26 protein-coding genes are annotated in these 25,785 nt (G+C 30.2%); 20 read left to right on the top strand and 6 right to left on the bottom strand.

What is annotated here, in order from left to right; all coding sequences use genetic code 11:
- Positions 1-91: 91 nt before the first annotated feature.
- From GCU34_RS11485 to atpG, 13 genes are all read left to right on the top strand, one after another.
- Positions 92-991, top strand: a complete 900-nt coding sequence (locus GCU34_RS11485; RefSeq protein WP_072781929.1) for a S66 peptidase family protein — start codon at positions 92-94, stop codon at positions 989-991.
- Between the two features lie 2 nt (positions 992-993).
- A complete protein-coding gene (locus GCU34_RS11480) occupies positions 994-1,353 on the top strand; it encodes a YraN family protein (protein WP_072781931.1) in 360 nt (119 codons plus the stop codon).
- A gap of 54 nt (positions 1,354-1,407) precedes the next feature.
- On the top strand, positions 1,408-2,076 hold the full coding sequence (locus GCU34_RS11475; protein ID WP_072781932.1) for an aspartate kinase: 669 nt from the start codon (positions 1,408-1,410) through the stop codon (positions 2,074-2,076).
- 103 nt (positions 2,077-2,179) lie between these two features.
- Positions 2,180-4,789, top strand: a complete 2,610-nt coding sequence (porW, locus tag GCU34_RS11470; RefSeq protein WP_072781934.1) for a type IX secretion system periplasmic lipoprotein PorW/SprE — start codon at positions 2,180-2,182, stop codon at positions 4,787-4,789.
- 18 nt (positions 4,790-4,807) lie between these two features.
- Positions 4,808-5,200, top strand: a complete 393-nt coding sequence (locus GCU34_RS11465; protein WP_072781936.1) for a bactofilin family protein — start codon at positions 4,808-4,810, stop codon at positions 5,198-5,200.
- Positions 5,175-5,396, top strand: coding sequence for an AtpZ/AtpI family protein (locus GCU34_RS11460; protein WP_072781938.1), 222 nt, complete (start codon positions 5,175-5,177; stop codon positions 5,394-5,396). The genes GCU34_RS11465 and GCU34_RS11460 overlap by 26 nt, the downstream gene beginning before the upstream one ends.
- Positions 5,397-5,875: 479 nt before the next feature.
- Positions 5,876-7,075 (top strand): F0F1 ATP synthase subunit A, encoded by a 1,200-nt coding sequence (atpB, locus tag GCU34_RS11455; RefSeq protein WP_072781942.1) that lies wholly within the window; start codon positions 5,876-5,878, stop codon positions 7,073-7,075.
- A 40-nt stretch (positions 7,076-7,115) separates the two neighbouring features.
- The gene (locus tag GCU34_RS11450; protein ID WP_014165720.1) at positions 7,116-7,310 is read left to right on the top strand and encodes an ATP synthase F0 subunit C; all 195 of its coding nucleotides are present in this window, start codon (positions 7,116-7,118) and stop codon (positions 7,308-7,310) included.
- A gap of 89 nt (positions 7,311-7,399) precedes the next feature.
- The gene (locus GCU34_RS11445; protein ID WP_072781944.1) at positions 7,400-7,900 is read left to right on the top strand and encodes a F0F1 ATP synthase subunit B; all 501 of its coding nucleotides are present in this window, start codon (positions 7,400-7,402) and stop codon (positions 7,898-7,900) included.
- A gap of 2 nt (positions 7,901-7,902) precedes the next feature.
- Positions 7,903-8,439 (top strand): ATP synthase F1 subunit delta, encoded by a 537-nt coding sequence (atpH, locus tag GCU34_RS11440; RefSeq protein ID WP_072781946.1) that lies wholly within the window; start codon positions 7,903-7,905, stop codon positions 8,437-8,439.
- A 5-nt stretch (positions 8,440-8,444) separates the two neighbouring features.
- Entirely contained in the window at positions 8,445-8,891 is a 447-nt protein-coding gene (locus GCU34_RS11435) for a hypothetical protein (RefSeq protein WP_072781947.1), read from the top strand.
- 15 nt (positions 8,892-8,906) lie between these two features.
- Positions 8,907-10,481 carry a F0F1 ATP synthase subunit alpha gene (atpA, locus tag GCU34_RS11430; protein WP_072781949.1) on the top strand — a complete coding sequence of 525 codons (1,575 nt, stop codon included), beginning with the start codon at positions 8,907-8,909 and terminating at the stop codon, positions 10,479-10,481.
- Between the two features lie 72 nt (positions 10,482-10,553).
- Positions 10,554-11,411: an ATP synthase F1 subunit gamma gene (atpG, locus tag GCU34_RS11425; protein WP_072781951.1), complete on the top strand. Its 858-nt coding sequence runs from the start codon at positions 10,554-10,556 to the stop codon at positions 11,409-11,411.
- A 217-nt stretch (positions 11,412-11,628) separates the two neighbouring features.
- Here the strand turns inward: atpG and GCU34_RS11420 are convergent, their stop codons facing one another.
- On the bottom strand, positions 11,629-13,638 hold the full coding sequence (locus tag GCU34_RS11420) for a prolyl oligopeptidase family serine peptidase (protein WP_227658792.1): 2,010 nt from the start codon (positions 13,636-13,638) through the stop codon (positions 11,629-11,631).
- 164 nt (positions 13,639-13,802) lie between these two features.
- Between GCU34_RS11420 and GCU34_RS11415 the strand changes: the two genes are divergently transcribed.
- From GCU34_RS11415 to GCU34_RS11385, 7 genes are all read left to right on the top strand, one after another.
- On the top strand, positions 13,803-14,282 hold the full coding sequence (locus GCU34_RS11415; RefSeq protein ID WP_072781955.1) for a hypothetical protein: 480 nt from the start codon (positions 13,803-13,805) through the stop codon (positions 14,280-14,282).
- A gap of 29 nt (positions 14,283-14,311) precedes the next feature.
- A complete protein-coding gene (locus tag GCU34_RS11410; RefSeq protein WP_072781956.1) occupies positions 14,312-15,766 on the top strand; it encodes a lipopolysaccharide biosynthesis protein in 1,455 nt (484 codons plus the stop codon).
- Positions 15,766-16,200, top strand: a complete 435-nt coding sequence (dut, locus tag GCU34_RS11405; protein WP_072781958.1) for a dUTP diphosphatase — start codon at positions 15,766-15,768, stop codon at positions 16,198-16,200. The genes GCU34_RS11410 and dut overlap by 1 nt, the downstream gene beginning before the upstream one ends.
- 137 nt (positions 16,201-16,337) lie before the next feature.
- Entirely contained in the window at positions 16,338-17,351 is a 1,014-nt protein-coding gene (locus GCU34_RS11400) for a sugar phosphate nucleotidyltransferase (protein WP_072781959.1), read from the top strand.
- A complete protein-coding gene (locus tag GCU34_RS11395; RefSeq protein WP_072781961.1) occupies positions 17,351-18,691 on the top strand; it encodes a tetratricopeptide repeat protein in 1,341 nt (446 codons plus the stop codon). Before GCU34_RS11400 ends, GCU34_RS11395 begins: the two co-directional genes overlap by 1 nt.
- 3 nt (positions 18,692-18,694) lie before the next feature.
- Positions 18,695-19,462, top strand: coding sequence for a DUF4292 domain-containing protein (locus GCU34_RS11390; RefSeq protein ID WP_072781962.1), 768 nt, complete (start codon positions 18,695-18,697; stop codon positions 19,460-19,462).
- A gap of 8 nt (positions 19,463-19,470) precedes the next feature.
- On the top strand, positions 19,471-20,697 hold the full coding sequence (locus tag GCU34_RS11385; protein ID WP_072781964.1) for a murein hydrolase activator EnvC family protein: 1,227 nt from the start codon (positions 19,471-19,473) through the stop codon (positions 20,695-20,697).
- Positions 20,698-20,763: 66 nt separating this feature from the next.
- Here GCU34_RS11385 and GCU34_RS11380 read toward each other — a convergent pair whose 3' ends face one another.
- The 5 genes from GCU34_RS11380 to lptC all read right to left on the bottom strand — a co-directional run bounded on the left by GCU34_RS11380 (position 20,764) and on the right by lptC (position 25,780).
- Entirely contained in the window at positions 20,764-21,402 is a 639-nt protein-coding gene (locus tag GCU34_RS11380; protein ID WP_143146174.1) for a hypothetical protein, read from the bottom strand.
- Between the two features lie 103 nt (positions 21,403-21,505).
- Entirely contained in the window at positions 21,506-23,608 is a 2,103-nt protein-coding gene (locus GCU34_RS11375) for a peptidylprolyl isomerase (RefSeq protein ID WP_072781967.1), read from the bottom strand.
- Between the two features lie 97 nt (positions 23,609-23,705).
- The gene (locus GCU34_RS11370; protein ID WP_072781969.1) at positions 23,706-24,974 is read right to left on the bottom strand and encodes a hemolysin family protein; all 1,269 of its coding nucleotides are present in this window, start codon (positions 24,972-24,974) and stop codon (positions 23,706-23,708) included.
- Between the two features lie 5 nt (positions 24,975-24,979).
- On the bottom strand, positions 24,980-25,165 hold the full coding sequence (locus tag GCU34_RS11365) for a hypothetical protein (RefSeq protein ID WP_072781971.1): 186 nt from the start codon (positions 25,163-25,165) through the stop codon (positions 24,980-24,982).
- A gap of 54 nt (positions 25,166-25,219) precedes the next feature.
- Positions 25,220-25,780 carry an LPS export ABC transporter periplasmic protein LptC gene (gene lptC, locus GCU34_RS11360; RefSeq protein WP_072781973.1) on the bottom strand — a complete coding sequence of 187 codons (561 nt, stop codon included), beginning with the start codon at positions 25,778-25,780 and terminating at the stop codon, positions 25,220-25,222.
- Between the last annotated feature and the right edge of the window lie 5 nt (positions 25,781-25,785).

The following is a 25,785-nucleotide window of genomic DNA, read 5'->3' as shown; positions in this document are numbered from 1 at the left end:
GTGTATTTTTGGTTACAGATTATTTCAGAACATGATAAGATTCTTTATAATCATATTGTTTTTAATTCAAAATTCATATTCCCAAAAGAAAATGATTATTCCTCCTTATTTAAAAAAAGGCGACACAGTTGCTATTGTTTGTACGGCTCGTAAATTTTTTCCCGAAGATGCAAAACCTGCTATTGAATTATTAGAATCGTGGGGATTAAAAGTAAAACTTGGAAGTACAATTGGTAAAGACAGTTGTCAATTAGGCGGAACAGATAGAGAAAGAGCTGCCGATTTGCAAGAACAAATAGATAATCCAAACATCAAAGCGATTTGGTGTGCTCGTGGCGGATATGGAACCGTTAGAATAATAGATTCTATAGATTTTTCTTCAATGAAAAAACATCCAAAATGGATTATGGGATTTTCTGATGTTACTGTTTTACATAGTCATTTAAACACACTTAGAATTGCAACTTTACATAGTATAATGCCTTTTACGGTTCCAAGAGCAACCGAAGAAGTTAAAGAAACTTTACGAAAGGCTTTATTTGGAGTACCAATTTTTTATGATGTTCCATCGGTTTCATATAACAGAAATGGAAAAGCCAAAGGGGAATTAGTTGGCGGAAATATTTCTATTTTATATAGTTTATTGGGTTCAAAATCGTCGATTAATACAAAAGATAAAGTTCTATTCATTGAAGATTTAGACGAATATTTATATCACATCGACCGAATGATGTATAATTTAAAACGTAATGGCTATTTCGAAAATGTAAAAGGAATTATTGTTGGAAGTATGACCGATATGCACGATAATGAAATTCCATTTGGACAAAATGAAGTGCAAATTATAAATGAAATCACTAAGGAATACAACATTCCTATTGCGTTCGATTTTCCTGCCGGACATCAAAAAGACAATCGTACTTTAATTTTAGGAAGTCAAGTTGAATTTGAAGTGAATGATAAAGAAGTAAAATTACAATTCAAGAACTAATTATGGCAAAGCATAATGAGTTAGGAAAATTAGGAGAAGAACTTGCGGTTGAATTTCTTATAGAGCAAGGCTATGAAATTTTAGAAACCAATTGGCGATTTGACAAAGCCGAAATTGATATTATTGCTCAAAAAGAAAATACTCTTGCTATTGTTGAAGTAAAAACACGATCGAGCATTGAATTTGGACTTCCACAAGATTTCGTAAAGCCTAAAAAAATTCAACTTTTAGTTAAAGCTGTAAACGAATATGTAGAAAAAAACGACTTAGATGTAGAAATCCGTTTTGATATTATCGCAATTACAACAAACAAACAAAATCATAACATTGAACACTTAACAGATGCTTTTTATTATTTTTAAGTTAATTTCATAACAATATGTGTTTTTATTTGTAAATTTGCAAGAAACTAAAAAATGAAAACAATTTCTTCAGTTGTTGAGCACTACATCAAAACAAAGCCCTTCTTATTAAATTCCATTTCTCAAGGTATTATAAATCTGACTTCTTTAGCAAGAATTATGATGCCTGAAATTGAAAAAGAATTAGGCAAAGATGTAAAGCAAGGTGCTGTGGTAATGGCATTAAAGCGTTTGTCAGAAGAACTCGATTTTAGAATAAATCATAAAATCTCTAAAGTATTAAGAAATATTGGAGAAATTACTGTTCGTTCATCTTTAGTAGATTATGCATTTGTAGTTTCGGAAACTTTACTGGAGAATCAAGCTAGATTAATTTCAGAAGTAAATAAAAATAAAGATTTGTTTTATACTTCATCAAGAGGTGTAAACGAATCAAATATTGTTGTAAGTTCGTCTATTTCTGCAAATGTTGAAGAAATATTTAAAAACGAAAAAAGAACACATCGTGTAGATGATTTATCATCAATTACTGTAAAATTACCTCAAGTAAACGTTACAATTCCTGGTGTTTTCTACTATATTTTCCAAAGATTAGCATGGGAAGGCGTTATCATTCACGAAGTAATTTCAACCACAAATGAATTTACAGTTATAGTTCACGACAAACAAATTGATATTGCTTTTAAAGTGATTAAAGATTTAAAAAATACAGAAGACTTTTAAAAAAGTCTTTTTTTTTTTTCATATAAGAAAAAGAAACGTATTTTTACCGTTCTTTATACTAAAACTAAGGTTTTGTAGTTAAAGGAATTAAACAACTTTAAACTTGAAAAAGACTCTTTATAAATATCTATTTGTAACCGCTATCGTTTTTACAGTTATTGCTTGTTCTGTAAAAAAAGACAGGTTTTTAAATCGCAGTTTTCATTCAGTTACAACTGAATACAATATTCTATACAATGGAAATTTAGCCATGGAAACTGGCCTAACTGAACTAGTTGCAACTTATAACGATAATTTTTGGGATGTTTTACCAGTAGAAAGAATGCCTGACAAAGAAGAAAGCATTTTACCTGGACAAACCAAAAACACAAACTTTGAAAGAGCCGAAGAAAAAGCGGTAAAAGCAATTCAAAAACATTCTATGAATATTGGGGGACTTGAAAAAAACCCTCAAATGGATGAAGCGTATTTACTCCTTGGTAAAGCGCGTTATTACGACAACCGATTCATTCCGGCATTAGAAGCTTTAAATTATATTTTATACAAATATCCAAACAGCGATAAAATATATCATGCTAAAGTTTGGAGAGAAAAAGTAAACATCCGCATCGATAATAACGAAACGGCAATTAAAAATTTAAAGAAACTTTTAGATAACGAAAAAATTGATGGTCAAGATTTAGCTGATGCTAACGCTATGCTAACTCAGGCTTATTTAAACATAGAAGCAACAGATAGCGCCGTTGCAACACTTAAAATTTCCAAAACCTTTACTAAAAACAAAGAAGAAAAAGCCAGATATACTTTTATATTAGGTCAGCTTTATGAAAAAATGAATTATGCAGATAGTGCATTTACTACTTTTCAAGAAGTTATCGATTTAAAAAGAAAATCGCCACGCAGATATGTCATACAAGCTCATGCTAAGCAAGCTGCTCAATTCGATTATAAAAATGGTGATACTATAGCGTTCTTAGAAAAATTCAACAAACTTATTGCTGATAGAGAAAATAGACCATATTTGAATATTTTGTATCATCAAAAAGGAATTTTTTACGATAAGTTTGAGCAAGATTCTTTAGCAAAAAGATTTTACAATTTATCAAACAAATTACAATCGCAAGATCAATATTTAGTTGCTTCAAACTATAGAAATATTGGCGAAATTAATTTTAGAAATGCCAAATACAAAACTGCTGGAGCATATTACGACAGTACACTTTTACGTTTAGATGATAAAACTAGAGAATATCGAAAAATTAAGAAAAAAAGAGACAATTTAGTAGATGTTATATATTATGAAGATATAGCAAAACAAAATGATAGTATTCTTTCTATTGTTGCTATGAATGATGAAGGGAAAAAAGCATATTTTGAAAATTACATCTTAAAACTTAAAAAAGAAGACGAAAGAAAAGCAAAACTTGCTGCTGAAAAAGCCGAAAAAGAAGCTAACAAAGAAGCTAACTTGGCTGGAGGAAACAATCCAAATCCTAGTTTCAATCCAAATCCAAATGCTATTAAAATGCAAGGCATGCTTCCTCCGATGGGCGGAAACGACTTAGCTTCTTCAAGCAATTTCTATTTCTACAATCCTTCTACAGTTAGTTACGGAAAAATCGAATTCAAGAAAAAATGGGGTAATAGAAAATATAAAGAAAATTGGAGACAATTAAAAGGCGGCGAAGATTTCTCAGATAATGATTTTGCTGAAAACGATACTATTAATGAAGAAAAAGAAGAGATTGTTGAAAACCCTGCTTACACAACAGATTTTTATATTAGTCAATTACCAACAGATCAAAAAATTATTGACAGCTTAGGTCGAGATAGAAACGATGCGTATTATCAACTTGGACTAATCTATAAAGAAAAGTTTAAAGAATATGAATTAGCTGCGAATAGATTAGAACAATTACTAAAAAACAATCCTGAAGAACGATTAATTCTTCCAGCTAAATACAACTTGTTCAAGATCTACGAAATTCTAAAATCTGATAAAGCATTGGTGTATAAAAACGATATTATCACAAATTATCCTGATAGTCGATATGCGCAAATTGTTCAAAATCCATCTGTTGTATTAGAAGACGAAGAAAACCCTGAATTATATTTTAGTAAACTTTATAAAAAATATGAATCAGGCGATATTCGATTTGCTTATAATGAAGTTAATCAAAAAACAATTGATTATTTTGGTGACGAAATGATGCCGAAATATGAGTTATTAAAAGCGAAAGTATTAGCAAGAACAAATGGTTTAGAGAGTTATAAATCTGCTTTAAATTATGTAGCATTAACTTATCCGAACAACGAAGAAGGAAAACAAGCTCAAGAAATTTTAGACAACGATGTTCCAAAATTAGAAGCTTTAGAATTTACAACGGAAGACAAAAGAAGTTGGAAACTAATTTTCCCTAAAACTTATGTTGAAGGAGAAAATTACGAAAAACTAACAAAAGTGTTAAATAAATATATAGAAGATAGTCACAATACCGACCTAAAAGTTTCTGTAGATTTATATAACTTAGAAAATGATTTTGTTGTAATGCACGGTTTCCTATCAAAAGAATCTGCAAACGTTGCGTTGACATTATTAAAAGAATACAAAGACTATAAAATAAAAGATACTGCCTATTCTATTTCATCAGAGAATTATATGATTGTACAAGCCAAAAAACAATTTGAAGATTGGCTTATAAAAAATAAATAACCCCAAAAACCTAAAACTGTGTTTGACAAATCAAAAACCAAAGAAAGTGCTCTTGGCAAAACAAACAGAATTGTTGAAGGAACTATTATTAAAGGTGACATTCAATCTAAAGCCGATTTTAGACTTGATGGCATTTTAATAGGGAATTATAATTCTGCCGGTAAATTAGTTATCGGTCCATCTGGAGAAGTTCAAGGCGATATCAAATGCAAAAACATTGATATTGAAGGTAAGTTTTCTGGAAAATTAGAAGTTGTAGAATTATTGAGTGTAAAATCGACTGCTCATATTAAAGGCGATGTAGTTGTTGGTAAATTAGCCGTAGAACCAGGTGCAAACTTTGAAGCTACTTGTGTAATGAAAAGCCAATTGAAAACATTACCTCATGAACAATCCGAAAAAACAGCCTAGCAAATGGCTTTATTTTGTAACAATTCCATCGCAAATGGGCGTTACAATTTTGTTGTTTTCCTATATAGGTTCAAAACTAGATGAATATTATCAAAAAACATATCTAAAGCAATCATTAACACTCTTCGGAGTGTTTTTGGCTTTATATTTAGTCATTAAAAAAGTACAACAAATTAGCAAAGAAGATAATGAATAACTTCTCTATACTAAAAGACCAAAAAATTTTATTTCCTATTCTTTTTTGATATTTAGCAATGTATTTTTTTATATTATTTCAGGTGATAATTTAGAATTAGAATTTGCTCAAAAAGTATTCTTTTTTGAAACAGTTTTGACCATTTTTTTATTGCTAATTTCTGCATTTTATGCAAAAAAAACAGATCAACTTGGCTTCATTTTCCTTGTTACGTTCACTATTAAAAATATTTTAGTTTATTTATTTTATTCTTTAACGATTACCGAGCAAACGAAAACGATTTCAAACAAACTCTATTTTACTATCATCTTTTTATCATTTATGTGCTTAGACGCCTATTTTACAGCCGTTTTACTACAAAAAAACAGTAAAAAGTAAATTTGTATAACAAATCAGCAAAAAAAAAAGATATTCTAACTTGGTATTTTAATTAAAGTTGTACTTTTGCAAAAATTTTTAAGAACCATACAAATTATATAATTGTGATTCTGAGAAAACCACTATCAATTTTAGCAGCTTTAATGCTGGTTTTTACTGCGTCAAACGCTTTAGCTTCAGATACTGTAGATAGTATAAAAGTTGAAAGTCACGAAGTTAATGAAGAACATGCAACTCACGAAGATGCAGAAGGTCATGAGAGTTTATCTCCAAAAGAGGTGATTAATGAGCATATTGCACATCACTTAAAAGACGATTACTATTTTACTTTTTTTGCTGACGAAGCAGAAAACAAACACTATGGTTTTGCTTTACCTGTTATTTTAATTGATAACGGTTTAAAAGTATTTTCAGCTTCAGAGTTTCACTATGGCGAAACGACAGTTGAAAAAGATGGTCAATTTTATGTATTACACCACGGAAAAATCTACAAAACAGATGCAACTGGTGATTTAAAATTAGATGAACATCATCACCCAACAGCTGAAAAACCAATCAACTTTTCTATTACTAAAAATGTATTCTCACTTTTAATTACAGCTATTTTATTATTTGTAATGTTTACTTCTTTAGCTAAAACTTACAAAAACGGACCAAATAGCTTACCAAAAGGATTTAGCCGTGTTCTAGAGCCACTTGTAATTTATGTTAGAGATGAAATCGCTCGTCCAAACATAGGTGAAAAAAAATACAAAAAATTCATGCCGTTTTTGTTAACGGTTTTCTTCCTAATTTGGTTATTAAACTTAATAGGATTAACACCTCTAGGAATTAACGTTACTGGTAACATTACAGTTACTTTATGCTTAGCTTTATTTACATTCTTTATAACGCAATTTAGTGCTAATAAAGATTATTGGGGACATATTTTCTGGATGCCTGGTGTACCAGTTCCAATGAAAATTATCTTAGCTCCAATTGAGGTTCTGGGTATGTTCACAAAGCCATTCTCGTTAATGATTCGTTTATTTGCAAACATTACTGCAGGTCACACGGTTGTTATGGGGTTAATTGCAATTGTTTTCTTAATGAAAGAACAATTATCAACTGGTGGTGCAATTGGAACATCTTTAGCATTAACATTATTTATTTCAATTATAGAATTATTAGTTGCTTTCTTACAAGCGTTTATCTTTACTATGCTATCGTCATTATTTATTGGTATGGCAGTTCAAGATCATCACCATGACGAACATCATTCTGAAGATGTTTTAGGAGAACACGACAATTCTATAGTTTAATTTTTTTTGAATTTTTGTTTAATTATATAAATCAATTATTATGACAATTCCAAATTTAGTAGGTGCTGGTTTAATCGTTATCGGAGCTGGTTTAGGTTTAGGTAAAATTGGTGGTTCTGCAATGGACGCTATTGCTCGTCAACCAGAAGCTGCTGGAAAAATCCAAACAGCGATGATCATCATCGGTGCATTATTAGAAGGTTTAGCATTCGGTGCTTTAATCTTAGGAGCTTAATTAAAAAGAAACAAGTTACCTGTAACGGTTGGTTACAGGTCTTGTTTTGTTAAACAAATTTGAATACACCTTAATATTTTAAATATACAATGGATAAATTATTTAATGATTTTTCATACGGTTTGTTTTTCTGGCAAGCAATTATCTTAGTAATCTTAATTGTATTATTAGCAAAATTTGCTTGGAAACCAATTTTAGCAGCTTTAGCAGCTCGCGAAGAAGGTATTGAAAATGCTTTAATGGCAGCAGAAAATGCAAAAAAAGACTTAGCAAATTTAAAAGCAGATAACGAAAAGTTATTAGCTGAAGCTCGTGCTGAAAGAGACACTATGTTAAAAGAAGCTCGTGAAATTAAAGAAAAAATGATTGCTGAGGCAAAAGATGAGGCGCAAACTCAAGGTGAAAAAATGATTGCTCAAGCAAAAGCTACTATCGAAAGCGAGAAAAATGCTGCTATGGCGGAATTGAAATCACAAGTTTCTACACTTTCAATTGGTATTGCTGAAAAATTATTAAAAGAAGAATTAGCTAACAAAGAAGCTCAAACTAAATTAGTTGAGAAGATGTTAGGTGATGCAAAATTAAATTAATCATGGCAGAAAGTAGAGCAGCTGTACGATACGCAAAAGCAATTTTAGATCTTGCTCAAGTAAACAACAATGCAGATAAAGTACTTTCTGATATGAATAGTGTACTTTTATCAGTAAAGGAATCTAAAGAATTGAGAAATTTTTTAGAAAATCCAGTTGTTAAAGGACAGACTAAACACAATGCTTTAACAGAGATATTTTCTTCTTCACAAAATGAAACAAAAGGTTTATTTCAATTACTTTTAGAGAATAAAAGATTTGAAATTTTACCTGCTATTGCAAAGCAATTTCAAGCTTTATACAATGAAGCAAACAATATTGAAAATGCAATTGTTACAACAGCAGTTCCATTAACAGGTGAATTAGAAACAAAAGTATTATCAAAAATTAAAGAATTCTCAACTAAGAATGTTACCATTTCAAATGTTGTAGATGAATCTATAATTGGAGGTTTTATTTTAAGAATTGGCGATAAGCAATACAATGCTTCTGTTGCTAATAAATTACAACAATTAAAAAGAGAATTTACTAATAACTAAGAAATATGAAAAAGATACTTATTGTTTTGTTTTTAAGTCTTTCTTTATTTAGTTTTTCTCAAAAATTAAAGTTTAAAAAAGGTATAGTTACAGTTGACGGAGTTGAATTTGTTAAATATAATGAAGAAGGTTTTTTTACTTCATATAGTACTCTAAACGACGTAGAATTTATTACAGTTTTAAGTACATCATACGAAGAACGTAATCAGGCGTATTATTCTACACCCAATCCTTCTAAATTTGGTATAAAACCTACAATTACAAAATCAGTTTATACTGTTAAGTTTCCTAAATTAGACAAGGAACTTACTACAAATATGTTTAGAAAAGATCTTATTACTGCGGTATATAAAAATAAGATTTTGAATGAAGATGGAAGTATTAATGAAGAGAATGTTGATACTTTCATTTCAAAATACAATAATGAAAATTTAAAATTAAAAATTAACTAGTATATAAATATAGTTATGGCTGAAATTAAACCTGCTGAAATATCAGCAATATTAAAAAAACAATTATCAGATTTTCAATCTGGTGCTACTTTAGAAGAAGTTGGAACAGTACTTCAAGTAGGTGACGGTATCGCACGTGTTTATGGGTTATCAAACGCACAATACGGTGAGTTAGTTCAATTCGAAAACGGATTAGAGGCAATTGTATTGAACTTAGAAGAAGATAATGTTGGGGTAGTATTGTTAGGTCCTTCAACAGGTATTAAAGAAGGTTCAACTGTGAAAAGAACACAACGTATTGCATCATTAAAAGTTGGTGAGCAAATGGTAGGTCGTGTTGTAGATACATTAGGTTTCCCTATTGATGGTAAAGGACCAATTGGTGGTGATTTATATGAAATGCCATTAGAGCGTAAAGCTCCTGGAGTTATCTTCCGTCAACCAGTAAACGAACCATTACAAACAGGTATTAAATCTGTTGATGCTATGATTCCTGTAGGAAGAGGGCAACGTGAGCTAGTTATTGGTGACCGTCAAACTGGTAAAACTACAGTTTGTATCGATACTATCTTAAATCAAAAAGAATTTTACGATGCTGGTAAACCAGTATTCTGTATATATGTTGCAGTAGGACAAAAAGCATCAACTGTTGCTGCTATTGCAAAAACATTAGAAGACAAAGGAGCAATGGCTTATACAGTTATTGTTGCTGCAAATGCTTCTGACCCTGCTCCAATGCAAGTTTATGCTCCATTCGCAGGTGCTGCTATTGGTGAGTATTTCCGTGATACAGGTCGTCCTGCTTTAATTGTTTATGATGATTTATCTAAACAAGCAGTTGCTTACCGTGAGGTATCATTATTATTAAGAAGACCACCAGGACGTGAGGCTTATCCAGGAGACGTTTTCTACTTACACTCAAGATTATTAGAGCGTGCTGCTAAAGTTATCGCAGATGATGAGATTGCTAAAAACATGAACGATTTACCAGAATCTTTAAAATCTATTGTTAAAGGTGGTGGTTCATTAACAGCTTTACCAATTATCGAAACTCAAGCTGGTGACGTTTCTGCATATATCCCAACAAACGTAATTTCGATTACTGATGGTCAGATTTTCTTAGAGTCAGATTTATTCAACTCAGGTGTTCGTCCAGCAATTAACGTAGGTATTTCTGTATCGCGTGTTGGAGGTTCTGCTCAAATTAAATCAATGAAAAAAGTAGCGGGTACTTTAAAACTAGACCAAGCACAATATCGTGAGCTTGAAGCTTTCGCTAAGTTTGGTTCTGACTTAGATGCTGCTACAATGAATGTAATTGAAAAAGGTAAACGTAACGTAGAAATCTTAAAACAAGCTGTAAATGATCCTTACACTGTTGAAGATCAGGTTGCAATTATCTACGCAGGTTCTAAAAACTTATTAAGAAACGTACCTGTTAACAAAGTAAAAGAATTTGAAAAAGATTTCTTAGCTTTCTTAAACGCAAAACACAGAGATACATTAGACGCTATTAAAGCTGGTAAAATTGATGATGCTGTAACTGACGTTTTAGAAAAAGTATCTAAAGAAATTTCTGCAAAATATTAATATAAGTAAACGGTGAATAGTAATTAGTGAAAAGCTAATTACTATTTGCTAATTACTAATTACTTAAGAAAAATGGCAAACTTAAAAGAAATTAGAAATAGAATTAATTCCGTTCAATCTACGATGCAAATTACATCGGCGATGAAAATGGTTTCTGCTGCTAAACTTAAAAAAGCGCAAGATGCCATTACCGCTATGCGTCCGTATGCTGAAAAATTAACGGAATTATTACAAAATTTAAGTGCTACTTTAGAAGGTAATACTGGTGGAGCTTTTGCTGAACAAAGAGAAGTTAAAAAAGTATTATTAGTAGCAATTACTTCTAATAGAGGTTTGTGTGGTGCATTTAATACTAATGTAATTAAAGAAGTTAAAAACAGAACTAATTTTTATCAAGGAAAACAAGTAGATATTTTAGCAATTGGTAAAAAAGGAAACGATGTGTTACGTAAATCATACAACGTGATTGAAAACCATAGTTCTGTTTACGATAATCTTACATTTGAAAACGTATCTGAAATTGCTCAAATTTTAATGGATAAATTTACTGCTGGTGAATATGATAAAATAGAAATTTTATACAATCATTTCAAAAATGCAGGGACTCAAGTTGTAAAAGCTGAACAATTTTTACCATTAGAACCAATTGCAGGTGGTGAAGCAATTGCATCTGATTATATTTTTGAACCATCAAAAGAAGAAATTATTTTAACATTAATACCAAAATCACTTAAAACTCAATTATACAAAGGGGTTCGTGATTCTTTTGCTTCTGAACATGGTGCACGTATGACAGCAATGCATAAAGCAACTGATAATGCTACTGCATTAAGAAATCAATTAAAATTAACTTATAATAAAGCTCGTCAGGCAGCAATTACTGGAGAAATCTTAGAAATTGTTGGTGGAGCGGAAGCATTAAACGGATAATTAGACTAAACGTAGTGAAGTCAAATAACCAAAATGCGAAGCATTGAACGGATAATTCGACCGCACGCTGAAAGAGGTCAAATTAATCAAAGTGAAGCATTAAACGGACAATTAGACTAAACGTAGTGAAGTCTAATTAACAAAATGCGAAGCATTAAAAAGATAATTTTAAATAATATATTAAAAAAAAGTGCCAAACATTAGTTTGGCACTTTTTTTATTTGTTCAATTCTTCCCAAATGAAACTGTAGAATTCAGCATCATATTTTACCCTATTATTATAAGTGGAAACCTTACCATAGTGACCTGCGTTCTCATTAACTAAAAGATAAATAGGATTCTTTTGTGCTTTTCTATTTTGAAGCTTTGCAGCAAATTTATACGAATGAATTGGTGGTACTCTATCATCATTTTCACCCGTAACAATTAAGGTTGTTGGATAATTAATATCTTCTTTGATGTTATGTAAAGGAGAATACTCCATTATTTTTACAAAATCATCCTCTTTATCTACACTGCCAAATTCATCTACATGGAAACGACCTACGGTGTATTCTTCAAATTTAAACATATCGAAAACTCCTACTTCTGGAATGGCTAACTTAAATAATTCTGGACGTTGAGTCATCGCCACACCAACAAGCAAACCTCCGTGTGAGCCTCCATTAATAGCTAATTTATTTGGAGAAGTATATCCTTCTGAAATTAGAAACTCAGCAGCATCAATGAAATCGTTGAAACAATTCATTTTATTTTGTCCCATTCCGCTTTTATGCCAATTATCTCCTTTATCTCCACCTCCTCTTACTTCTGCATAAGCATAAACACCTCCTTTGTCTAGAAAATGTAATAAACCTACGTCATAAGTAGGATAACTAACTGAACCGAAACCACCGTATGCTTTTAACAAAGTAGGGTTGCTTCTGTTTAATTCTAAACCTTTTTTATGTACAATAGTAATTGGTACGTCTTTATTATCTCTAGACTTATATGTAATCGTTTTATAATCGAAATAATCAAAAGGAAATAAAGTTGGCTTAGGACGAATAAAATCATTGTAATAAACTCTACTTTCTCCTGTAGTAACATTTAATCTATAATTTAAAAAAGAAATTGTATGAGAATAAAAAACCACATATAAATCATCTTTCTTTTCATCGTAAAAACGAACTGAAAAATTCATACCATATGGTGCCTCAAATTTTCTTATAAAAGTTCCATTTAAATCGAAAACATTAATATGATATTTTCCTAAAACTTTATACTTTGCTATTATATACTTTCCAAAAAATTTACAATCTAAAAGTAATTCATTATAATATTGAGGAATTACAGTTGAAATTTCAGTAGGATTATTTATATTGAACTTACTTAATGAACCCCAAGGATATTTATCGGTTTTACAATAAACAAAACCATTTCTATATTTTACAAAATCAAAATTTAGCTCATCAGACGTTAAAAAAGGAACTAAAGCAAAATCATTATCACCACTTTGATTAATATAATAATAAGTTTTTGAAGTCGCTTCTTTGTTAGTTTCAATTAAGAAAAATTTATCGTCTTGACTAAAAAAAGAAAACGAACCTTCTGATTTTGTTGCATCAAAAACTAATTTGTCATTTTCTTGAACATCACCAACCACATGATAAAACAGTTGAAAAGTCGAATCCTTAGCAGTAAAATTCTTGTTCCCATTACGTTTATAGAAAATCCCTTCATCACCTTTCCAAACTAAACTAGAAAATTTAACATCTGTAATAACATCATCTAAATATTCTTGATTAGGAATATCTACAAATCTAATTTGATGACGATCACTTCCATTCACACTCATCTTATAAGCTAAAATTTTAGAATTTTTAGAAGGATTGAAATTTAGCATAAAAACATTCTTATCCTTATAAACTCTATATGGATTTACCAATTCCTTTGGCATATCATTTAGATTTTCTGTATAATGTAACACCGATGGTTTATCTTTATCTAAACGATAACTTGTGTAAAAGTATTTACCAATTTTACTTGGTAAACCATTTGTAGACAAATAGTTATAATCTTTAATTTTAAACAAGAAATTGTTTGATTTAACGGCTTCATCCAGAATTGGTTGAGTAATTTCATTTTGTTGAGTTACCCAAGATTTAACTTCAGGATCATTTAAATTTTCTAACCAAGCATAATCATCTACATAATTAAAATCAAACTTGTTTAGTGTTACTGGAATTTTTTTGCTTGTTGACCAAAAACTGAACTAAAAACAAAAACAAAGAGTAATAAAAAAATACGCATAAAATATAACTGTCTTAAAACATAATAAGTTTTCAAATATAAAATATTGGCGCAGTATTTGAGATTAAATTCGTAAATTTATTATCATTAAAAATAGTCATGGTAAAATTTATAAGTTTCATATCAGTTTTAGTAATGTTGTCATGCAGTTGCAAACAAAATTTAGATACTTCACAAAAGACTGCTTTTGAAGTACAAGAAATTATAGTAGAGAGTCTAACCTATCAAAGTTGGGTTGCTGGAGTACAAGGTGGAGGTAGCGGAATAAATGTTACGGTGAATTTTAAAAACGCTCTACCAAAAGATGTTGTACTAAAATCTTTAAAATTACTACAGTACACAACTTATAACATAACTGCCCAAGATGAAAAAATCTATTTAGGTTACATTAGAACTGAAGCAAATCAAAGAAATTTCGACGAAAAAATAACTGATGAAGTTAAAGTCCAAACTAAGCCAATAGAAAACGGAAAAGCAATCTTAGTATTTGAAAAAAATGGAAAAGTTTTTGAAAAAGAAGTACAAAATGTAAAAAAATTGGAAATGTTAGCATACCCAACAGCAAAACCTAGAAATTAATTACATTTGTTCTGTAAAAAACATTCAATTTGAGCCTTTACAAAAAGTTATTTCAACAAACTGCAATTTATGGCTTGGCTACAGTTGTACCAAGACTTATGAGTTTTTTGTTAAACCCATTATATGTCTATTATCTCTCTGATAAAAGCAAAATGGGAGAAGTTTCTGTTATATTTTCTTACTTAGTTTTCTTTAACGTGGTACTTTCATATGGAATGGAAACAACATTTTTCCGTTTTTATAATACCGAAGAACAAAAAGGAAAAGTAATATCGACATCGATGATTTCTTTGCTGATTACTTCCACTCTATTCTTAATTATAAGTTATTTATTGAAAGAAAACATTGCAAACCTAATTGGTATTGATACTGAATTCATAAAGTACACGATATTTATTTTGGTATTAGATGCTTTAGTTATTATTCCATTTTCAAAACTTAGAGCTGAAAGTAGACCAATAAAATATGCTGTAATAAAGATTGCCAATGTTGGCATCAACTTATTTTTAAATGTTTTTTTCTTAGTCTTTTTACCAAAATGGGCTTCTGAAAACTCATTTTTATCTTCAATATATTTCGAAAATTTTCAAATTGGGTACATTTTCATTTCAAATGTAATTGCAAGTTTATTCACGCTTATAGTACTTTTTCCAGATTATATAAAACTGAATTGGAGTTTTGATAAAGTACTTTGGAAAAAAATGATAACCTACGGATTTCCAATTTTAATTGCAGGAGTAGCTTTTGCAATAAACGAACATTTTGATAAAATTCTACTAGATTGGTTACACGTTCCACTTGCACAAATTGGGGCATATTCGGCATGCTACAAAATAGGAATGTTTATGGTTTTGTTCAGAACCGCTTATACTTTAGGAATCGAACCATTCTTTTTTAGTCATGCTAAAAATGAAAACGCACAAAAAACATATGCAGAAATAACAAAATACTTTGTCATTTTTGGCTCATTTATGTCGCTCGGAATAATTGTTTTTGCCGATGTATTGAAAATATTTTTAGTTCCTAGAAAAGAATACTGGGAAGCTATGGATATTGTTCCGTTAATTGTTATAGCAAATTTCTTTTTGGGAATTTATACAAATCTATCAGTTTGGTACAAATTAATAGATAAAACAAAAGTCGGAGCTTATATTTCGATAATTGGCGCTATTGTAACTTTAGCATTCAACTTTGCATTAATTCCACAACTTGGTTATTTAGGATCAGCAATCGCAACTATTATTGCTTACGGAACCATGATGTTTATATCTTACAAACTTGGTCAAAAAAAATATCCTATTCCTTACGAAAAAAAGAAAATTTCAATTTACCTCACACTTTCCATAACGCTTGCATTTATATCATTCTATATACCTTTTTTAAGAAACACCTATATATTTGGTGTGCTCAGTTTACTATTTTTTGCTTACTTTGTATATAGAAATGAAAAACAATTGTTTGCCAAAATTTTAAAAAGAAACTAATGCAAATAAAAATTATAAATAAATCCAATCACGAACTGCCTAGTTACGAAACTTTAGCGTCTGCTGGAGTGGATTTACGTGCTAATATTACTGAATCTATAATTTTAAAACCTTTAGAAAGAACTATTGTGAAAACTGGACTTTTTATAGAATTACCAATAGGTTACGAAGCTCAAGTTCGTCCAAGAAGCGGTTTAGCGGCAAAAAAAGGAATTACTGTTTTAAATTCACCAGGAACTGTAGATGCCGACTACAGAGGAGAAATTGGCGTAATATTAGTAAATCTTTCGAATGAAGATTTTACAATTGAAAATGGAGAAAGAATTGCCCAATTAGTTATTGCTAAACACGAACGCGCAGAATGGATTGTTACCGAAGAATTAACAGAAACTTCTCGAGGCTCAGGTGGATTTGGTAGTACAGGAACTCGATAGTGAATAGTGTTCAGTAGCAGTAATCAGTAGGTTTGTCACTTCGAGCGGCGTCGAGAAGTCACATTATAAAAAATTAAAACATTTAATGATTAAAAGATTTTTTAATCTTTTAATTTTTCAATCTTTAAATTAGTAACATGAAAATAATTGTCCCAATGGCAGGACGTGGTTCTCGCCTTCGTCCACATACATTAACTGTTCCAAAACCATTAATTCCAGTTGCTGGAAAACCAATCGTGCACCGATTAGTTGAAGATATTGCAAAAGTTTTAAACCAACCTATTGAAGAAGTTGCTTTTGTTATACACGAAAGTTTTGGGAAACAAGTAGAAAATGATTTAGTTGCAATTGCAGAAAAATTAGGTGCAAAAGGAACTATTTATTATCAAAACGAGCCTTTAGGAACAGGTCATGCTATTATGTGTGCCAAAGATTCACTAAGCGGTCCAGCAGTAATTGCCTATGCTGATACATTAATTCGTGCTAATTTTGATTTGGATACTAATGCCGATAGCGTAATTTGGGTAAAACAAGTAGATCAACCTGAAGCTTTTGGTGTAGTTCAAATGAATGAAGCTAATGAAATTATAGAATTAGTTGAAAAACCACAAACTTTCGTTTCTGATTTAGCGGTTATTGGAATATACTATTTTAAAAATATAAGCGTTTTAAGAGATGAGCTACAATTGGTAATCGATAACAATATTATTCATGGTGGAGAATACCAAATTAACGATGGTATTAAGCAAATGATGGCAAAAGGAATGAAGTTTGTTCCGGGTCAAGTAGAGGAATGGATGGATTGCGGTAATAAAAATGTTACGGTTGATACCAATTCGAGAATGTTAAATTTCATTCATCAAGATGGCGAGGAAAACATGATTGCCGAAAGTGTAAAAATTGAAAATTCAACTATTATTCCGCCTTGTTTTATTGCTGATGATGTTATTTTAATAAACTCAACTGTTGGACCAAATGTTTCATTAGGAAAAGCAACACATGTTAGTAATGCAACTATCAAAAATAGTTTAGTTCAAACTCATGCACACATTAGAAATGCAAATCTAGATAATGCCATGATTGGTAACCACGCCACATTCGATGGTGAATTTAAAAGTATAAGTATTGGCGATTACTCTGTATTAGAATAATGATTAAAAAAACTGTTATATTATTTATTCATTTTGGATTTTTATTAGTTTCCAATGTTAATTGGGCACAAGAAAATCCAGATGATATTGCTGTTGTTGATAATGAAATCGAAAATAATTTTTACGATGCTTTACGAGAACGAGCAATTGAAAATTATGACAAAGCTATAATTGCACTTGAAAAATGTATTGCTAAAAATCCTGATGATGCCGCAATTCATTATGAATTAGGTAAAAACTTTTTAGATTTAAAAAAGTATGCAGAAGCAGAACAATCTTTTCAAAAAGCAGTAGACTTAAATTCGAAAGAGCGCTGGTATTGGAACGGATTATACGATGTTTACTACATCACTAAAGATTTTCAAAAATCGATTCCGATTGTTCAAAAATTAACCGAGTTTGATCCAAACATGAGAGAAGATTTAGTTTCTCTTTATGTGTATACCAATCAAAATGAAAAAGCTTTAGCGCTTATTCAGGAAATGGAAAAAAACACGGTTATTAGCGAAACTTTAAAGAATTATAAAAAACATTTATCGCTTGTAAGAACAACAAATTCAAACGAAAAATCGCTAATAGATGCTATAAAAGCTAATCCAAAGAACGAACAAACTTATATTGATTTAATGGTTTTCTATTCGCAACAAAATCAAGAAGAAAAAGCGATTGATGTTGCAAAACAATTAGCTAAAGAAATTCCTAACTCAGAATGGGCTGCGATAAGCTTGTTCAAATTGTATTTAAATGAAAATAACGGAGTGGGCGCAGCTGATTCGATGCTTAAAGTGTTAAAAAACAAAAACGTAGAAAAATCTATTAAACATAAATTTCTTAACGAGTTTTTAATTTATACATCCAATTCTACTCAGTTTGAGAAAGAATTAAACCAAGCCGTTGATATTTTATCTTCCGTTAAAAGTATAAATGTGGCTAAAGAAGTTGCTAAGTTTTATTACAACAAAAAGAATTATGAAAAAACATCTTTCTTTTTAGAAAAAGCACTTACAAATCAACCAGAAGATTGGGAAGCTATTGAATTGTTATTGGATAATTTATCAAACGCTAAGAAATATGAAGAATTAGGCAACCGAGCAGAAATCTTCATCGACTTATATCCTGCACAGCCAAAATTATACTACTATGCTGGTTATGCTAAAAATAAAGCGCAGAATTACAAACAAGCGATTGATTTCTTAGAAACTGGCTTAGAGTTTGTAGTAGATGATACAAATCTTGAAAAATATTTTTGTATCCAATTAGCTGAAGCTTATGCCGAAACGGGCAATTCTAAAAAAACTGAAGAGTATAGAAAAAGAGCTGAAGCACTTTTAAAAAAATAAAACATGCTGAAGAAAGTATCTATTTTAATTATAATCACATTATTATCTTCTTGTAAAGCAAAAAAATCTGTTGGTGAATTAGCAGCCAACGAAGAACTTGCTGCAACTAAAGTTATACAAGAACATTATGCTAATGCACAAAATTTCAAAACTTTAAATATTAGAGCAACTGCTAAATACAAAGATGAAAAGCAAATGCAAAGTGTTTCAGCAGATATTCGCATTATTCGAAATGAAAAAATTTGGATTAATGTTAAGTTTTTAGGTTTCCCCGCTGCAAAAGCATTGATTACACCCGATAGAGTTCGTTATTATGAAAAAATCAACAACTCTTATTTCGATGGAAATTTTGACATGTTGAGCAATTGGTTAGGAACCGATTTAGATTTCAATAAAGTACAAAATTTGTTTTTGGGGAAAGCTTTAGACGATTTAACCAAAACAAAATATGTTGCCACTATTGAAGACGAAATGTACAAATTAACAGAAAAGGAAAAATCTTCTACAGAAAAGACGTTTTACTTTGAAGCAGCAAATTTCCTTGTTAAGAAAGAAAAAGTGGCGCAAAAGAGAGAAAATAGAAGTTTAGAAATAGAATATCCTTCTTTTGGGAAACAAAACAATATGTTTTTACCAAATGAAATTTTGCTTAAAGCCTTACAAGAAGATCAAGTAAATATTGAAATACAATATAAGAATATTACCTTTGACGAAGATTTAAATACATCATTCTCTATTCCTAGTGGATATGAAGAAGTAAAAATTAATTAAAAACTTACATGAACCGAATACATTTTGTAATACTATTATTTTTAAGTAGTCTTCTATCTTATGCTCAACCTTCAAAACAGCAGAAGTTAGAAGAACAAAAAGAGCAAATTCAAAAAGAAATTGCGGCTTTTAAAACGCTTTTAAATGATGAGAAAAAGAAAGAAAAATCGGTTTTAAGTCAATTAGCCGAGCAAAAAGCTCGCATTCGCTTAAGCGAAAAATTAATCAACACAACGGCAAAACAAAAGAGATTACTTGAAGACGAAATTTATTTAACTCAATTAGAAGTAAACAAACTGAATCGCGAGTTAAAAATCTTGAAAGAAGATTACAGCAAAATGATTGTAAAATCATACAAAAGTCGTAACGATAAAAGCCGCATTATGTTCGTTTTATCGTCGCAAAACTTTTTACAAGCTTACAAACGCATTCAATACATGAAGCAATATGCAAGTTTTAGAAAAATGCAAGGCGATGAAATTGTAGAAAAACAAGAAAAACTAAATACTGCCAAAGTAAAACTAGAAAAAGGCAAAAAAGAAAAAGAAAAAGTTATTGCTGAAAGCGAAGCAGAAAAAGTAGAACTTGAAAAGCAAAGAGTAGAGCAAGAAAAACTTGCAAAAGAAGTTCAAAAGAACAAGAAAAAATATGCAGCTGAAATTGATAAAAAACAAAAAGCTGCAAAAGAAATTGATCGTCAAATTAAAAAATTAATTGCCGAAGAAATTGCTAAAGCAAACAAGAAAAATGAAGCTAAAACTGGTGTTAAAGCCTCTAGCTCTACTTCAAAATTTGTTTTAACGCCAGAAGGCAAAATAGTATCGGATAATTTTAAAGCCAATAAAGGTAAATTACCTTGGCCTGTAGAAACAGGATTTGTACAACTGCGTTATGGAGATCAACCGCATCCTGTTCACAAAAACCTTACAGTTCACAATAGTGGTGTTGAAATTGCAACCGAACCAGGAAAGTGGGCAAGAGCCGTTTTTGATGGTGAAGTTTTACAAGTGCAAGTGGTGAGTGCAAACAACAAAGCTGTTTATATACGTCATGGAGACTTTGTAACGGTTTATTTAAACTTACAAAGCGTTTCGGTTAAACCAGGCGATAAAGTGTCTATAAAGCAAAATATAGGTAAAATTCATACCGATCCTTCAGGTAAAGCTGTAGTTAAATTTTTAGTATTACAAAATACTACTACTCTTAATCCTGAGCAATGGTTATCGAATATGTAAAAGTTATTTAAATTCTAATAAAAAAAGAGAGATTTTGAATCTCTCTTTTTTGTTTATATAAAATTATTATTCCACTTTTTCATAATAGTTCTTTTCTAGACTTTTAATCGATTTTACTCTCTTACTATACAATCTATTCTTTTTAATTTTCCATTTTTCATTATTAAAAAATAGATAATCTACTTTATCTAACATTTCAAATTCAAAAAAATTGAAATCTTTATATTTTAGTAAATAGATAATCTCTTGTTTTCCTATAAAAGTAATTTTAATTGTATCAAATTTTTGTTTTGAAATCATTACAATGCCATCAGAATTTGATGTACTAAAAGCAACATTATTTCCTTTAAATAACAATTCGCAATTAGCTCCAAAAACTGGCCCATATTGATCTACAATCTTAACTTCTATAAAATCCTTAGAGTTAACAAGTTCGTTTAAAACAACAAAATTCAATGTATTGCTAGATTGGTTAAAGCTATTAAGAACTAAATTTCCATTATTAACTTTCCACTTCCCTAAAGTTATACCTTCACCTGCTAAACCAGCATGCCAATTAAATTCAAATGTACTGTCAGATTTAATTTGAATAGACTCATATACATCATATCCGCCATCCCAAACATATTTCCCATAAATCATATTCTTATTAGTTGTACAATTATAAAATAAAATAGATACAACGATAACGAAAAAATGTTTCATACAATTAAATAACAATGTTGCATAAAGTTATACTAATACTAATATAAAGAAATAAAAAAGGAGAACAAATGCTCTCCTTTTTTATTTTATTGAAAGTGTAAAATTACATTTTACCTCTGTTATCTTCAATACTAGCTTTTTCTTTTAAAGCTTGGTATGCTCTCATTTGAGCTGAGTTTTGTTGTTGCATGTTTTCTTGAGCAACTTGTGAATTATAATTTGGAGCTGCAGCCTCATTTTTAACTGTTTTGGTTTTAATCATAAACACTCCTGTATTTCCATCAATTAAGCTAGAAACTTTTCCTGAAGCTAAATTGAAAGCTGTTCCAACAACTTTTGGCTCTTGACCAACATTTGGAATTGCAGAGTTTGCTAAAATTACATCGGTAGCAGTAATAACAGAACCACCAGTAGCTTTTGCAACTTCTTCTAAAGAGTTTCCTTTCATTTTTTCATGAATTTTAACTGCTTTTTTCTCGTTCATTAAAGTAACACCTACTGATTGTCTTGCAATATCTACAGATAATAAACCTGTATCGTTTTTTGTTGTCATTTTTGCAATTACATATCCTTGAGGAACTTCGAAACGTTTAACATCACCTACTTCAGTATCGTCATTAAATGCCCATAAAACAATAGCTCTTTGAGCTCCTAAACCAGCAATATATTCATCAGTAACTTTAAAGTTCGTTGAAGGCACAACATTCGCATTTACAGTTTTTGCTAATTCAGCAAAATCTTTATCAGCAGCATCTGCTTCAAACTTAACCGCCTTAGAATAATTAGCATCAATTGTAGCCTCAGATGGTTCTACTCTTTTAGCAACAGTAGCTAATAAAACAGCATCGTATTTTTGCATAACTTTGATTACGTGGAAACCATAATCGGTTTCAACTAAACCAATTGTTCCAGGAGCGTTGTTGAATACAAAATCATTAAATTGTGGAACCATTTGTCCTGGTGCAATGTTATCATACTCACCATTGTTATTTTTAGAACCTGGATCATCAGAATTTTCTAATGCTAATTTTCCGAAATCGTTAGGATTAGCTTTTGCTTTAGCTAATAATTCATTTGCTAATGTTTGAGCTTCTTCTTTTGTTCTTGTAACTGAAGCTTGAGGTGCACCAGCATAAGAAACTAAAATATGACTTGCTTTTGCACTTGCATTAGATTTTCTAGCAACCATTTTAGAAACATTTTGGTATCCATTATTTGCATAAGGACCAAAAACTTCACCTGTAGACAAGTTAAATAACTGCTCTTGGAATTCTAAAGGTAAATCTTTCTTAGTTACGTATGTTGAATCAAACTTAATGTCAGAATTTTTATTTACATATTCTGCAACATTAGTAATATCTTTAAATGGAGCAATTGTATCGTTAGTGTTTGTTTTACTGTTGAATTCAACTTTACCAAACATTACATCATTCATTGCTTTTTCCATATCTTTCTCATCAGCATCAGAAGGTTTGTTGTCGAATAAAACATACTCGATACTTCTTGTGTTTTCTGATTTGAATTTTTTAGGAGTTTTTTTCATGAAAGCAATAATTTCATCATCCGAAACTTTTACTTCATCATCATTAATTGTAGTATAAGGAACAGTAACATAGTCAAAATCTACTTTTCTGTTTTCTGCTACATATTTAAATTGACCTTCAGCTTTAGTTGTGTAAACCCCACCTTTTAACATGTTGTAGTACATGTTTTGAACAGATGAAGTTACTACTTCATTTTCGAAGTTTTTCCACTCTAACCAACGATCTTGGTTTGGATCATTTTTAATTGACTTTACAAATTCTTTGAATTTGTTTTCGTCGAACTGACCTGCAGCGTTTAAAAATTGTGGATTTTGAGAAAAATAAGGATTTTTCTTAATCTCATTAATCACTTGCTCATCTGCAATACCTAAACCTAATTTCTCAATTTCTTCGCCTAAAAGAATGTTTCTCACTTCTTGTTCCCAAACGTTATTGATAGCTTGAGTATTAGTAGTATTTTGGTTTTGTTTTTCAACTTGAGCAACTTTTCTCATAAATTCTTGAGCGTCTATATCTGTACCATTTACAGTACCAATATTATTAGCATTAGAACCAAAGAAACCGTTTTGAAAAGCATCTTGAACTAAAAACAAGATTAAGGCTAAAGCAATTAAAAAGATAAGTAATCCTGTCTTTTGTCTAATTTTTCCTAAAACTGCCATTTTTATATAATTTAACTTTTTTCAGAGGGCGAAAATACAATTATCTATTAAATAATAAAATAGCAAATTCATAAAATTCACTATTTTTTTTATTTTTTTATTGTTTTTCTTCAAGAATTGTAAGTCTTACCAATTCTATTTTATTACCTGAAGCCGAATGAATTGTAATTTCGAAGTTTTCGATTCTAATTTTTTCTTCATTTTGAGGAATTTCTTTTGTATTGTGAACAATGAAACCTCCTAATGTACTGTAAGAATCTGACTCAGGAATATTTAGATTGTATTTCTCATTTATAAATTCCACATCTAGTCTAGCCGAAAACAAATAAGAGTTCTCCTCTATGATTTCATCTATCAATTCTTCGTCTAAATCGTGTTCGTCTTCAATTTCACCAAATAATTCTTCAATGATATCTTCTACTGTTACAATTCCAGATGTTCCGCCGTATTCATCTAAAATTACCGCCATACTTTTACGCTTTTTCGTTAAAATATCTAGTAAATCTTTAATGTAAATAGTTTCTGGAACATATTCTATTGGAATCATTACAGACTTGATTGTTTTCGGTTTTTTGAACAATTCAAATGAATGCACATAACCTAGAATATCATCAACCGAATTTTGGTACACAATAATTTTAGAATAACCTGTATTAATAAACAAGTCTCTTAGTTCTTGAACAGAATCTAAAATATCGACACCTGCAATTTCAGTACGCGGCGTCATAATATCGCGTGCTTTTAAGTCGGAAAATTCTAAAGCATTTTGAAAAATTTGAATTTCTGAATCAATTTCATCATCTTCTGAAACTCCATTCATTTGTTCTGTAATGAAATTTCCTAATTCTACTTTACTGAAATAATCTTGAACTTGATCGCCCTCCGTTTTAAAGAATTTCATCAATATAAAATCGGAAATCCAAATGATTAATTTGGAAACCCAAAAAAACAACTGATAAAAAAAGTATGCAGGTAAAGCTAATGTCTTAATAAAGCTATTCGCGTAAATTTGGAAGAAAACTTTAGGTAAAAATTCGGCTGTAATTAAAATAACTAAAGTCGAAATAATAGTTTGTAAAATTAAATCGACAAATGGGCTAAAAGCATAATTTAAAGATTCTATCCAGTTCATAATTAAATCACCTGAATAAATACCATAAATTACCAACACCACATTATTACCAACCAACATGGATGTAATAAACTGTGAAGGTTTCTCGATTAATTTAGCAAGTACTTTTGCATTAAAATTGTTTTGTTTCTTTTCAATAGAAAGAAACACCTTGTTTGAGGAAACGTAGGCAATTTCCATTCCTGAAAAAAAAGCAGAAAGTAGTAAACAAACTATGATTATAGCAATTTCCATTGCCCTTAATCTTTAGGTTTTTGATATTTCTTATAAAAATGTCTTCTAAAAAAGAACATTCCTATTGCTACTAATGCAATAATAACACTTAACCAATAATTTTCACCAGCAAGCGCTTTTGCATAAGCATCGTAAATAAAAAATGCCGCAAAAACCAAGTACATGTACTGTACAATTTTTAAATAAGTCATTGTTGTAAACTTTTAGCCAAATGTAGCTAAAATTATTTGAAATTTAAAGAAGAACTATTCAACAGATTTAACTTCTCCGTTGCTTTGTTGCATATTGAAGATTTTAAAATCTTTACTAAAGTCAACTCCTGGACCTTGAAGAAATCCGCCTTCACCATCAGTAAACTTAAAGAATTTTTCGGTAAAAAACCATTCATTTTTTTGGTCAAAATACAATTGCGAAGTTTCCATTTTTTTACCATCGTTTGAAGCGATTACAACATTACCTTGCAAATCGATGATATCGGTTTTTTTATATGAAATTGCATAATCTGAACGAATTGTTGTAGTTACAGTTCCGTTTTTATCATACATTGAAACAAATACCCCTTTCGGAAATTCTACAAAAGGATTTTCAATATTTGAATAATCCAACATCTTTTCACTCTTAAGAGTTGTAAGTACTTTTCCAGAATCAGTATATCTTAGATTAATAGAATCTGCTTCACCAATTGGGGAAAAAGTCGACATATTTGCTTTTTGGACGTTCTTTAAAGAACCTTCACAAGAAAAAAACATAGCCACAGCAAAAACCGTGACTATGTTTAATATTATATTTTTGAATTTAAAATTCATTTATT

It is taken from the genome of Flavobacterium haoranii, from assembly GCF_009363055.1.
GTDB classification, from domain to species: domain Bacteria; phylum Bacteroidota; class Bacteroidia; order Flavobacteriales; family Flavobacteriaceae; genus Flavobacterium; species Flavobacterium haoranii.
This window is presented reverse-complemented; position numbering and strand designations above follow the sequence as displayed.